Genomic DNA, 13,326 nt, shown 5'->3' with positions numbered 1-13,326 from the left:
TTAACGGATGTTGGTAGTTTTTACAAAATGAGATAACCGCAGTCATGCTCACAAAGGGCTATACAGTTTTGGCTTTTACAGAATGGCAATGATTGTCGAGTTAAACCACGCTAACGATAAACCCTGCTTTGTTTAAAAACAAAGCATTCGTTTTAACCTAGCCGTTTCAAGGCTATTAAAGGTGAACAACTGAAATGACTGAAAGTTTTAGAAAAATCAAGTCTCACAACAAAAATCTTTTACTAGCTAAGTCGCACTATAAAGACTAGAATCTGATTTAGTTCATATGGAATAAAATCCATATGATTGATACCGTAATTGACATATAGAGTGCCGTCCCATGTTTGTGAGGCGGCCTTTTATTTGGGAGTCATAAAATGTCAGAAAACAATTCTATCTACATTTCAAGCTTAGATATGAACCGAATCACGGCTTTGTTGGATAAAATGCCAAACATCGCGGCGGAGCTTGTTGAGCTAGAAGCAGAGCTAGACCGTGCGACGGTTCTTGAGCCAGAACAAATGCCAGATAATGTGGTCACGATGAACTCAACTGTAGAGTTTAAATTTGCAGGTGAAGATAGAACCATGACAAAGACACTGGTTTACCCATCTGAGCTGAAAAGCAGTGATGATATTTCCATTTTTGCGCCCGTAGGCAGCGCACTGATCGGTTTGTCTGTTGGTCAAAAACTTGAATGGCCAATGCCAAATAATCAAGTGAAGACAATTGAAATTGTCGATATCACCTACCAGCCTGAGCGTTGTGGTGCACTAAACCGCTAACCCTCAGTAGTCCCGGTGCAAAGGCCTCATTTATGACTTTGCACCAGGAGAGCCCCTCGCTTATCCCCTATTTCCTTCTTTGTTTTTCCAAGCATTTACTTTGCTGCTCTTAAGTAACATCACCGATTCTTTATTATTTACCGCATATTCAATACCTATATCTCCAAGCTCAATCATAGAAATTGCAAAGTATTTTTCGTATATTGTCGCTCCGAAAACGACGTAAATTATGCGCAAAATGGAAGAATATCTAACTCGAATTGCCTGCTTAGAAAAAGAAAATGAAGAGCTGAAGCGGAAGAATGCGCGACTACAAGAAAAGTTGAATGCTGCACTCGACAGTAATGGACTGTGTTTGTGGGAGCAGCATATTCCTTCAGGTACTTTGACGATATTCAATATGCAGTGGGGCAAAATGCTAGGTTATCAGCCCCATGAGTTAACCGCGACGGTTGAAACGTGGAAAAACAATCTCCACCCTGAAGATTATGATCTTGCGGTGGGTGCATTTGAAGATCACCTAGCTGGCAAAACCGACCTTTATGAGGTAGTTCATCGCATGATTCATAAAGACGGCAGTGATAGTTGGGTCTACGATCGAGGGCGCGTCGTCGAGTATGGTTCTGATGGCGAACCACTACGCATGATGGGCACTCATATCGATATTACAAAAGAAAAGCGATATGAGCAGCAACTGGCTAAGTTAGCTTCGAGTGATCCATTGACCGGACTGTTAAATAGAAAAGCAATTGAGGAAAACTTTAATCATCAACCTCAAACCAAGCCGTCTCAGCAGTCTGCCTTAGTGTTTGTTGATATAGATAATTTTAAAGCAGTTAACGACCAGCTAGGCCATCATACTGGTGATACTCTCCTCATTAATATCGCCAATAGCTTAACAGAGCTTGCGCCAAGCAAGTCTCAAGTCGGACGCATAGGAGGAGATGAGTTTGTCGTTTTAAGCTCTTATTCAAATCAAGAAGAAATATCTCAACTTTGTGATCGACTCTTAAGTTCCATCATTCCTGCGATAAATCAGGACTTAAATAAAGTAACGATTGGAATGAGCATCGGTGTTTGTCTATTTGATAAAGGAAAACAACAGTTTAATGAAGTTTATCAAAAAGCCGATCATGCAATGTATGAGATAAAGAAAAATGGCAAAAATGGCGTTGCCTATATCCAGATATAATAAGTCTCTTGTTTTTTGAAATTAATATTTCTTTAATTTGACAATTTTCTCTATGGAATTGATAGCGTCTTATTTTTAATAAGTCATTTATATAGGAAACAAAAGAAATAACAAACAATTAAGAGTGTTGCATACTACACGGTGTAATATTATTACTGTCTTTGTAACTGCTTTTGTTGCATACAATATTATTTCTTATTATTTTTATAAAAACCACCAGTAAAAAGTAGTTAAACATTATAATTCATAAACTTATAAAAACCGAAATGCATGGTTGAATTTTAACCACCCCTTCTGCTAATATCTCGCCTCGTGTTTAAAAGTAATAAACACACACAAATATAAAACAAACTTTATAAAACATAATGCACACTTGATAATTACTGGTTCTATTTGGATAGAGCTCGGTATTTATTTTATTTAAAACATTATGAATTTGTAATTTCATTTAATATCAAAATATTAAGTAGGTATATAAATTGAAGAAGGTCATCCTCCCTCAATTGGGCTTTGTTGCGTCAAATTTACGCTTGCTAGCTCTAGGCTTTGTAACCCTCGTGTCAGCATATTCTTTTTCATCAGAGGCTTATGCTGAGCAAGTGGCTAGTGGTGAACAAAAAACATTAGTTGTACTCGTCAATTTCCAAGAAAACCCTCAAGAGATCCCGATCTCTAAAGAAGACGCCCATCATGTTGTTTTTAATACCGTTAGCGACTTCTATTCGCAAATGTCCCAGGGGCAACTTTGGCTATCTGGTGATGTTGCTGGAACATTCACCTTACCGATATCAAACCAAATTTGCGATGATGATGCTGTAGCAGCGGAAGCCAACAAAATGGCTGAAACTGCGGGATATCAACTATCAAACTATGACCGTTTTATCTACTTAACAACCAAAACTGGATGTGCATCAGAAGGCTCTGGTAGCCAAGGAGTAACTCCCTCTAGAGCGTCAATAAATGCGGTTTTCGAGCCTCGAGTTATCGCCCATGAATTAGGACATAATTTTGGATTGCATCACGCTTCCGCACTCGACTGTAAAGACGGTACGTTAGCTGGTGATTGCCGTGTCATAGAGTACGGTGATAGCTACGATACAATGGGTAACTACGATATGGGTTACTTTAGCGCCTTCCAATTGGAAAACTTAGGGTGGCAGACCTCCCCTGCTCAAATCATTTCTAGTGATGGTGTTTACTCTATTGATGCCTATGAAGACTTTGAAAGTACTTCATCAAAAGTTTTAAAAATCCCAAGAGGTACCGATCCAATTACAGGTCAGCGCCAATGGTTTTACGTTGAATATCGACAAGCTCTTGGCTACGACAGCTTTTTACGTGACCGTTCGTACATCGTATACCGCCAAGATGTGACAGAAGGTGTGGTTGTGCGCCTAGCGACAGACGGTGATCTTAAAAGTAGCCGCTTGCTACACATGAAGCCTGACTCCACTTTCAAACAATTATTTGGGAGTAATGACTGGGAAGACCCTGCTCTTCCAATTGGTGGAACGTTCACCGATCCAAAAACAGGCGTGTCGATTACTTTGGAAAGTGCTAATGGTCAAAACGCACAGGTCAGTGTCATATTTGGTGGTGAATCCGGGCAATGCGTTGCGACATCGCCTCTACTCTCTCTAACCCCACTATCAGGTTCTGATGCAAATGCTGGAGAAACGTTAGCGTATAATCTTAAAGTGACGAACCAGAATAATACAGAATGTGCAGACGCGACCTATACAACGGCTTTAAGCGTTCCTGACGGATGGAATTATGACGCAAGCGCCTTGACGGTTCCTTCCGGCATGAGTGCAGAAACGACGGTCATGGTTACGTCAAACAACGATGCTCAGCCGAACTCTTACAGCATAACCGTTGACGTTATAGATGCTGAAAATGAACAATCAGCCGAAACCGAGCTATCTTACACAGTGTTGTCTGAGTCGACGTCACCACTTGAGGCGGTGAATGATAGCGTAACGATCAGTGATAAATCCGTCGTTCGCATCGAGCAGTTAAATAATGACTCGTTTGAACAATCGACCTCTCTTGCGATTACGGTCGCTAAGCCAAACAAAGGCAGCGCCCGTGTACTGAGTGATGGCTCCATTGAATACACACCTTCGAAGAAGTTTAAGAATAATGATTCATTTACTTATACGATCAGTGACGGTCAATCTTCTTCAACCGCGACGATTAGTATCACCTTACAATCGACTTCTGGTGGGAATGGTGGTGGAAACGGTAAAGGGAAACCGAACTAAATCACGCAATTCATACAAAAAAGCCTGGAGAATACTCCAGGCTTTTTATTCAAAAGACGTCAATTAGTTACTTGGTGCAGGACAAATATCACAGTCTGCAGAAGCTGTATTCGTCGCTTGAGTATTATCGATTTTCAAGAAACCAACCGCCGTCACAGTATCACGGAAAGATTGTGTTTCTGCATTGCTAAATGCCGTTGGGATATAACTACCAGTATAAGACTGACATTGATCCGAAGCGAGTTCGATATTATTCACTACTGTCACGTCATCAGAAGCATCCTCAGGCGTACCTGAGTCATCCACAACAGAAACATTCACTAAAGTAAGTCCAGGCGTTGTGTTACATACCATTCCCGAGAAGCTCACTTCAGCAATGATACCATTTTCAGTAAGCTTGAAGCCGCTTTCACATGACTTCGTTACACTAATCATTGGAGACAAGCTCAATGACTCACATGGATCACTTGCGGTATCAGTAATGGTCGCTTGGCCACCCGGAGTCGCAGCTGCTGTGACTTTCACCGTATTAGTTAGACCATTGCTTGTACTTTCAAAACTGCCGCTGTATGAAGCACTATCACCTGAAGCAATGGCACCTAAGCTATGTGTAGTACCTGCTTCTAAATCCTCTACAACAACATCGTAGAGCGTACCGACACCATCATTAATCACGTCGCCGCTGTATGAGTAAACGTAACCATCTTCTGTTTCATTCACGACCGCTTGATTACATGTTTTAGTGATATCAACACTACACAACTCAAAGTCACCAACCACAAAGTCTTTCAACTGAGCGGTAATACTGCTTGATGCTCTTGTTTCGGCTGCAAATGAGCTAAAACAGGTGTCTGTTTGTAGAAGTTCAGTAAGGTTTACACCACCTTCAAAGAAGGTTTCTGGAGGGAAGACATTTTCGACACCACTTTTTGGCGTATACGCCCATGGTGCAGGTGAGTCAGTTGTATTGGTTGAAGCACACACATCTTGCGCGCCTGGTGAACACAGTGCATTTGTCTTAACTTTCAAACGTAAGTTTGTCGCAGCACACTGACCATCTTGTGGATTATTGTTATCAGCTTTCGCACAAGTTGTGTCCCACTCAAGAACCAAAATTTCTGGCCCCTCATTTGCCCCTTGCAAATAATTCACCTGAATCAAAAGGTCGCCAGCAATATGTTGACCAGTGAATGTACCGTCTGGGTTTGTACTGACTGAGTCTTGATAAAACCAAAAACCTAAGAAGGCATCACCGCTGTTACCAAAACGGTCTGCACCAAAGGTGAGTACAAGGTCATTATTAATGTTGTATGCCGCTGCATACGCATGAAGAATGTCCCCTTTATCAAGTACCGTACCAGTCTTCCAACCAAGTTCCGGTATGTCTTTGATGTCTTTATTACCACCAGTAAAGATTGTATCCGGTGTTGCCGTGTCATTCTCAAAGCTAAATACTAATGCTCCACCACTGTTTGGCGGCGTTGACCAGTCATCTGGAGCACCTACTCCAGAGTCATCTATCGCATTAGCATTTGCTTCTAACTCAAATACGCCATCTGTTGGTGTTGCAAATGCAGAGCTACCTATTAGCAAACTTGTAAATATTGCATAAAGAAAGCTCTTCATCGTATGCCAGATACCTGACTTACAAGAATTCATAACCTACTCCTTAGAACGCTTCTAAAGCTAGACGAAGGTCCCTATGTCATTAATTGCCTTTTAAGAAAGAGTGAAAGCGAGATACAACTTTCGTTTCGAGCTCGTATAACGCATAGAGCATGCCACTACTTAAGGTTATGATTTTATTAAACTAAATATTTTCAACAGCGAAGAGAATGAACAGAGTGTTCAATTTTAAAGAAAGAGAAAGAAAACAAAAGAGACAAAAAAACCTACGATAACAAAGATATATACGTGTTCTAGGATAATGTTACAGATTGACACTTTATTGTTTACACCTGTGACAGATGCGCAAAAGCGACGGTATTGAAACTGTCCACTATGAATATGAAATAGACGCTTACTCACTTGCTCCAACTAATGTGAAGGTGATGTGTAACACCTGTTTGCATAGTGTTACATCCTTTACACATCTAATTGAATACTCATTTAACTAAAACATATTCAGTCGTTTAGCGAATAAGTTTTAGCTCAACCATTTATGAAAATATAAACAAACTGTTCACCCATCTGTACAAAAATAAAAAATAATCAACAAATACAAAAGGTTAAACATGGAACACTCTATGCTAGTCAACTGGCGCAGTTTAACTCTGTGAGAAAACTATCACGTATGTGGGCTCAAGGACGTAGCGAGCCCACTTACACAAGGAGGTTTTATGAAAACCATATTTAACTCTTGGTGGGGCAATAAGAGTTACCGTTGTTCCACTTTATGTAGCCAGAATATACTTACAGCGATCAATATCAGTAGCATGTTTAAGCTGTTTACTTGGGTCATAGCGGTTAGCTTAGTGCTGAGCTCTCAAATTGTTTACGCATCCGCTGGCGACCCTTCAAGCCGAGGCGTGCAACCAATATTTGTTGAAGGGAATAACACCTGTCAACAATTACTTCCAGGGATCGATGGTTTGATAGAATACAAGCTTGAGCCAGTTACAGACGGCACTTTCGGTGATGGCATGCTTGAAGTGGTTATTGATCAACAACCTGGGGCAAAAACCTTCAGTTGGGATCAAGGTGATAGCCCTGTGATTATGCAAGCTATCTTCGTAAAAGGTGGTCCTGACGGAAACCTATATAACTACTTTACAGATGGATTATTGTATCAAGATGATGCCTTACTACATGCACCTGTGGGTAACAATGGTAGATACTATGGCTTAAGTCATATTTCATTCTGTTACACACCAGGCGTACCAGACATTAAAATCACTAAAACTTGTACATTTGGTGATGTTGTCAATGGTAACACTTTGAAATACAACTATAAACTCACTGTAGAAAACACCGGTGACTTTGCATTGTATGATGTTGTGGCAACAGACACTACAGCCGTTGACAACGATATGGCTGCCGGTGACCATGTGTTCAATTTAGCGATGCTCGCCGTCGGACAAACGCAAGAGTTTAATGGTTCGTTTATTATTGACCAAAACGGTATCACTAACTACGCAGAAGTAAGCGCAGCACTTGAAACTGGTGGTGGTGTTGCGGTTTCTGACAACGCAGATTGGGAATGCCCAAGCCAAAACATCCCTGGTTCATTGTCTCTAGAGAAAGACTGTAGTGTCGTCGTCGTGAATCGATTTGAAGATACTGGTATTAATGAATACGGTCTTCAAGTCAATTACAGTGGTAGTGTATGTAATACCTCCAATGTCACCATTGACGGCATTGTCGTAATCGACAACAAAGACTCGAATCCAATCCAGGTTGGTATGCTTGCGCCTGCTGAGTGTTACGACTTTACTGGTAACTACGAGCCAATCCCAGGAGATGGTGAAGGCCTTCCATTACCGGGTGAAGAAGTCAGAGCGTTTACAGATACTGTGGATGCGAGTGGTGAAACTATCTTCGGTAATGTTGTCGTAGAAGCGATAACAGCGTCTGCAGAATGTACGCTATGTCCAACTTGTCCAGAGCCTGTTAGCTGCCCTGAATAAGGTCTACTTACAACTTAATAAAACAACGCCTGACGTTAACTCGTCAGGCGTTTTCTTTCGAACTATATCGTTCTATTTATTCTTACCTTTCCCATTGTTACCAGAGTTGCCAGAATCTCCACCAGATGAAGACTCTAACTTCACTGAGACCTGAGCGGTCGAGCTGCTTTGACCATCACCTATGGTATAGGTAAAGCTGTCGTTATTTTTGAATTTCTTCTCAGGTGTGTAACGCAGGGTGCCATCTGATAACAGCTCTAGTCGCCCCTTGCTTGGTCTAGTAAAAGAAACCACGCTTGCAGAGTTTTGCTCTCCAACAACATCGTTTGCCATCACATCGATAATCACCGACTGTTTCGAAGACATAGTCACCTGATCATCAACAGCAACGAGCTCTGGTGATGGCGAGATTTCAGTGGTTACAGAGTAATTTACGGATGCTGCGGTTTGCAGACTTGAGTCCTCGCCGTGCGTCACGATCATATTCAAAGCATAGTCTTTATCACTAGCGTCCACCGAAGATACGACTGATATCATTACTTGTCCGGTTTCACCTGCTGCTAGCGTGATTGCATTGCTGCTTGCTTTCCAACCAGTTGGCACTGACGCGTTTACAGAAAAACTGCTCGCAGAACAATCTGCACTATCTTTGTTAGTAATAGTGACCTGATATTGAACCTCATCGCCGGCTGCAACCGAGTTGTTTGTTGCAGCTTTCGCAGTCACTGATGGAGCATTTACAGTACAAGTCCCGATATTACCGTTGTCAGAGCCATCAAAGACAACGCTTACTTCGGCGATGCCGTTCGCTGCACTCACCAAACTCAATGTTACACCTGAGTCTGGGTCAGTATAGCTACCACCGACCGGCATAGATGGGTCAAACCAGTCATTTCGGCCAAAAACCGCACGATATTCAGAATCAGTTTTAAAGTGAAGCAGATTACTGCTGCGCCCATCGCCTTCTACAGCGCTTCGAATGATGATGCCATCCGTAACGTCCCCACGATAGAACGAGTAAGAACGAGCATCTAAAAAGTCGTCAAACCCAATAGACTGGCGGTATTCAATGTAAAACCATTTTTTTGCACCTGTAGAAGGATCAGTACCACGAGGTACTTTTATCGTAACTGGCTGATCACTAGTCGTCTCGTAATTCGCGATGGAGTAAGTACCATTTTGAGTAACTTCCAGTGTCTTTGAGGCGTGCTCTCCCTCTAGCCATCCTAGTCGCTCGCGCTGGAAAGTATTCAAATAGCCGATGTCTGGACCACCCATTACATCATAGGTATCACCGTATTCACGCAACGTACAGTTGTCTGAAAGCGTATGCTCGCCACAATCAAGAGCACGAGAGTGATGCAAACCAAAGTTATGTCCAAGCTCATGAGCGATATTCATCGGAGAAAAATCACCATTGATGTGCGCGCGTGAAGGCATGCCATCAATAGTTGCGGATCCAGCGACACCACATGCCGTTTTTGTCATCAAGTAAACAATACGATCGTACTCTTCAAGCTTCACTCCCGCAGCGATGGCTTCTTGATCCGCTGCATCTTGAACAGCGGTAAAATCACAAACCTGATTAGACAACGGCAAATTAAACCAACCTACGACTTTCCCAGACAGCCACATTTGATCAAAAGAGCTTTCACGGTAGAAGTCATTCACTGTGCCAAAGATTAGATTATTTGCCTCTGACAAAGTTAATGGCTGCTCATTTGGGTTTTCTTTGAAGTTCAGCAGGATAACCAATGTATTTTGCTGTCCCGTCGTACTTCCTGCTGCACTGGCGTAATGGATGCTCTGTAAACAAGCGAATATTACTAATAAAAATGACAACCCTTTATTTAGGATTGTTCTATTTATTTTAATATTTTTTATCACTGCTTCACCTAATTTTAAATTAATAACTGTTCACCTTCCCGCCAATATAAGCAGAAATGGTAGGGTAAAATAATATAAATTTTAGGCAATAAAATGCCCTAGCCTATAAAGCCAAATATATTCCTATATACATCAACATGGTTATAAAAATATAACCACCAAAAATATAAGAGCCGGAATCATAGCAAAGCAACCGGTCAAAATTCAACCAGAGCGATAAGTAATTTAGGTTAAGTTTGTGTAATAATAAATTTTTCCATTTTTGTCAGTTACTTAAAATAACCTTATGATTGTTTTATATGAACAACCTTTGTATTCAACAATGACTTTAATAAATCACTTGCACTACAGCTAATTTAAATCATTAAAAATCAAACAAGTAGAAATTGAACTAAAACAACCTCAATTTCATCGCATGAAATTATAACCTTTAAATTCATTAACTTAATAACGAGTCATTCGAATAATATACCTCAACAACTCTTGAGTAATATTATCCATCTTTAATTGTTAAATTTACGTTAAATTAAAGTGGTGAAAAGTTTTTTGCTCACCTAGTTTTATACTCGATTAAAAGACAGACTGAGCGATACAGTGCAATATCAACTAGAGACATATAGAGAAACAAGCAGGATATATGTGCAACTTTATTTTCAATATTGAACTAAAATCACATTGATAATATAACGCTATAGATAGCAATTCAGGAAAACCAGTTAAAGGGTGATTAACTGATAATTGAGGTTGGTATTTGTACAAAAATTAATTATTCAATAATAAATGTGTATTAGAATAGTTTGACAATACCAGATAGTAAAAAACCGGCACAAGGCCGGTTTTTAGAAATAGTGGAGGCGCCTCCCGGAGTCGAACCGAGGTCCACGGATTTGCAATCCGCTGCATAGCCACTCTGCCAAGGCGCCTTTCTGATTTTGTATCTCTGATACCAAAGATTTTGATGGTGCCCCGGGCCGGACTTGAACCGGCACAGCGCGAACGCCGAGGGATTTTAAATCCCTTGTGTCTACCAATTCCACCACCAGGGCAACGCAATCATGCGATGGGTTAGACACCATCTGTCTCAGCGGCCTTTGCCGTGAGAACGAGGCGTACTTTAACGGATTAATTTATCTGGTCAACAAAAAAATTAGTCTTTTTTATTCAAATGGTTAAAAAGCCAACTCAAACGAACAAAGGGCGATCATTTTGCTCACAAGAACATCAGCGTGTTTTGCTCTCGTTTACTTTGCTTCATCACTTAATGTCAACGAGGAATCGACAAGTCGCACAAATTGACAGTATGGGTATAAACTTAATTCGTACTGCAGGGGACAAATAAGCGCTCATCATGTTTCGAAAGTCATCATTTCAATTACCGCTACATACTGATTCCGAACTCGACTTCGTAGTGCCCTACTTCTTACTTACTGAATTTGATTATGCACGCTCTCTGGAACAGGGGATCGTCCATGACTTGGACCCTGAATATACACACCAGTATCGCGTCACACTGAGGCGCATACGCTCACTATGCTTGCTACTTCACGAATTGATACCTCCTTTTGAACAGCGTATTTTGAAACCTCATTTAAAAATAATGATGAAGAAAACAAATAAGCTGCGTGATTTAGACGTATTTATCTTGGACAAAAGCCAATACATTGAAATGCTCCCAAACCACAAACCCTCTCTTGAGCCGCTTTTTGGCTTTATAGAATCCGAACGTGCTTACGAACAAGCAAAAGTTGCGCGTTGGCTAGCGACAAAAGAATACACTATGCACTGCACTTTGGTTAGGAATAGTCTGCTGCGAAGTACACAACACGAACGAGTGGATAACAACGTACCTGCGTTACTCTTCGCAAGCCAAAAAGTCTCCGAACAATTTAAAAAGGTCGACAAAGCACGGCGCAAGATCTCGGACAAAAGTCGTGACAGCGTGATCCACTCAATGAGGATAAAGTGCAAAGCGCTGCGTTATTTGTTAGAAGGGTTTTCCGCACTCTACCCTTCCCCACAGCACAAAAACAACGTGAAACAATTAAAACTATTACAAGACAAGCTCGGTGATTTTAACGACACTTCAAGTCAAATTGAATTTTTCACACAGCTCAAAGAGGCAGTAAACCTCAATAAACAAGATCGTAAGGCTTTGAAAAAGCTAATTAACGTGCTTAGTGAACATCACGATACTTCGCGCCAGACCATCTTAACGCAATTAGACCAATTTGAGGCTTTCATCCACGATACCAACACACAAAGTCTCTACCAGCACTAACCTAGGTTCACGTATTTTTAATATTCATTAATTACAGTCAGTCGTTAGGCTCCATAAAGAAAGATAACGTGAAACCATTAAAACGATACCAATATGAGCGCTATGCCGTACTCTGTAATCTCGCCTATCCTCGCGTCTTCAGACAAACTCAATACGGATTCGATCCTAATGGGCAACGAGTCATTAGAAATGAACACGGTAAGATTATGATTCGCGTGCTCTGGAGTAAAAAACAGAATGAAGTGGTCGTAGTGATTAAAGGCTCACACAGTATCAGTGATTGGTTGTTAAACTTCGCGATGTGGACGAGAAGTTGTCGAAGGTTGGGGCTGAATTACCGCATTCACGCGGGTTTCTATCATCTTCTTTTTCAAGAAAGTTTACCGAGCCGAAATGAAGATCGGTTGGGGTTGACCGTGATCGAGCGCCTCGAAGGTATCGTTGTACCGCTCATTCTTAAGGGAAAAAGAATCACCATTACTGGTCACTCTTCAGGTGGCGCGATTGGCAGTGTTTTTGCCGATTATATAGAGAAAAAATACCCAAAGAGCATTAAACGCGTTGTGACTTTCGGTCAGCCCGCAGTTGGAGATTGGACCTTCAAAAAACGCTATCGTTTGGGGCACAAAACTTACCGGATTTGTTGCGATATCGACATCGTGACATTCATGCCGCCAGTGCCTTTTCTCTATTGGCATGTAGGCAAAATGCTATGGTTGTATAATGGGAAAATATACGAGAATACGCCAACGTTCATTCGACTTGGACGTTCTCTATTTAGTTGGTTGATGCGACCATTCTCTTATCACTTTATGAGTAAATACATCCGCGATAAAGACTTCTTTGACGAACGCTGAGCTAAGTACCCTAAAACTATGATGTACAGGCACTAAAAAGCCGGAATTAGCCGGCTTTACGTTTTTGTGGTGAATTACAGAGAGGCAATTTCTTTTTCAAGTTGATATTTGCTATCTGTGACTATGCGCTCTAACACTTCAACGCGTCGCTTCAAGTCACCAATTTGCTTGTTAAGGTTATCTTGTTCTTCTTGGCTCATTGTATTACGTTCAGATATCTCCAAGGCTCTTACTTCTTTACGATGATTCAAGATTAACTTAATTATCCCGCCCCCAAATATGGCACCGAACACAATAGCCACAACCAATACATCAGCAATAGATTCCATTCTTCATCTTCCTCTAGATAATGCTCAAATACAAGTTACTCATTTGTTATATGAATATCAAATAACGTATTGATTCACTGCAAAGTTTCATCAAAATTTGCCTGTTCT

General features: G+C 41.1%; 9 protein-coding genes and 2 tRNA genes. 6 read left to right on the top strand and 5 right to left on the bottom strand.

All coding sequences use genetic code 11. From position 1 onward, the window contains the following. The first annotated feature begins 377 nt into the window (after window positions 1–377). From rnk to VEA_RS15375, 3 genes are all read left to right on the top strand, one after another. Window positions 378–785, top strand: coding sequence for a nucleoside diphosphate kinase regulator (gene rnk / locus VEA_RS15390; protein WP_005394604.1), 408 nt, complete (start codon window positions 378–380; stop codon window positions 783–785). Between the two features lie 238 nt (window positions 786–1,023). Further along, window positions 1,024–1,977, top strand: coding sequence for a GGDEF domain-containing protein (locus VEA_RS15380; RefSeq protein ID WP_041853129.1), 954 nt, complete (start codon window positions 1,024–1,026; stop codon window positions 1,975–1,977). A 479-nt stretch (window positions 1,978–2,456) separates the two neighbouring features. Next, window positions 2,457–4,241: an Ig-like domain-containing protein gene (locus tag VEA_RS15375; RefSeq protein WP_012842221.1), complete on the top strand. Its 1,785-nt coding sequence runs from the start codon at window positions 2,457–2,459 to the stop codon at window positions 4,239–4,241. A gap of 63 nt (window positions 4,242–4,304) precedes the next feature. Here VEA_RS15375 and VEA_RS15370 read toward each other — a convergent pair whose 3' ends face one another. Then, window positions 4,305–5,900: a hypothetical protein gene (locus VEA_RS15370; RefSeq protein WP_012842220.1), complete on the bottom strand. Its 1,596-nt coding sequence runs from the start codon at window positions 5,898–5,900 to the stop codon at window positions 4,305–4,307. A 680-nt stretch (window positions 5,901–6,580) separates the two neighbouring features. On the opposite strand from VEA_RS15370, the gene VEA_RS15365 reads away from it, so the two are divergent. Beyond that, a complete protein-coding gene (locus tag VEA_RS15365; protein WP_041853064.1) occupies window positions 6,581–7,867 on the top strand; it encodes a hypothetical protein in 1,287 nt (428 codons plus the stop codon). A gap of 72 nt (window positions 7,868–7,939) precedes the next feature. Here the strand turns inward: VEA_RS15365 and VEA_RS15360 are convergent, their stop codons facing one another. The 3 genes from VEA_RS15360 to VEA_RS15350 all read right to left on the bottom strand — a co-directional run bounded on the left by VEA_RS15360 (window position 7,940) and on the right by VEA_RS15350 (window position 10,800). Further along, window positions 7,940–9,622 carry an Ig-like domain-containing protein gene (locus VEA_RS15360; RefSeq protein WP_012842218.1) on the bottom strand — a complete coding sequence of 561 codons (1,683 nt, stop codon included), beginning with the start codon at window positions 9,620–9,622 and terminating at the stop codon, window positions 7,940–7,942. A 981-nt stretch (window positions 9,623–10,603) separates the two neighbouring features. Continuing rightward, window positions 10,604–10,677: transfer RNA gene (locus VEA_RS15355), tRNA-Cys, on the bottom strand. A 36-nt stretch (window positions 10,678–10,713) separates the two neighbouring features. Continuing rightward, window positions 10,714–10,800 (bottom strand) — tRNA-Leu (locus tag VEA_RS15350). Window positions 10,801–11,102: 302 nt separating this feature from the next. Here VEA_RS15350 and VEA_RS15345 point away from each other — a divergent pair. After that, a complete protein-coding gene (locus VEA_RS15345) occupies window positions 11,103–12,032 on the top strand; it encodes a CHAD domain-containing protein (RefSeq protein ID WP_012842216.1) in 930 nt (309 codons plus the stop codon). A 68-nt stretch (window positions 12,033–12,100) separates the two neighbouring features. After that, a complete protein-coding gene (locus VEA_RS15340) occupies window positions 12,101–12,889 on the top strand; it encodes a lipase family protein (RefSeq protein WP_041853062.1) in 789 nt (262 codons plus the stop codon). Between the two features lie 74 nt (window positions 12,890–12,963). On the opposite strand, the gene VEA_RS15335 is transcribed toward VEA_RS15340, so the two are convergent. Next, window positions 12,964–13,218: a hypothetical protein gene (locus VEA_RS15335; protein WP_012842214.1), complete on the bottom strand. Its 255-nt coding sequence runs from the start codon at window positions 13,216–13,218 to the stop codon at window positions 12,964–12,966. Window positions 13,219–13,326 lie beyond the last annotated feature (108 nt).

Source organism: Vibrio antiquarius, assembly GCF_000024825.1.
In the GTDB taxonomy this organism is placed as follows: Bacteria; Pseudomonadota; Gammaproteobacteria; order Enterobacterales; family Vibrionaceae; genus Vibrio; species Vibrio diabolicus.
The sequence above is the reverse complement of the archived record's forward strand: the minus strand, read 5'-3'. Positions and strand labels throughout refer to the sequence as shown.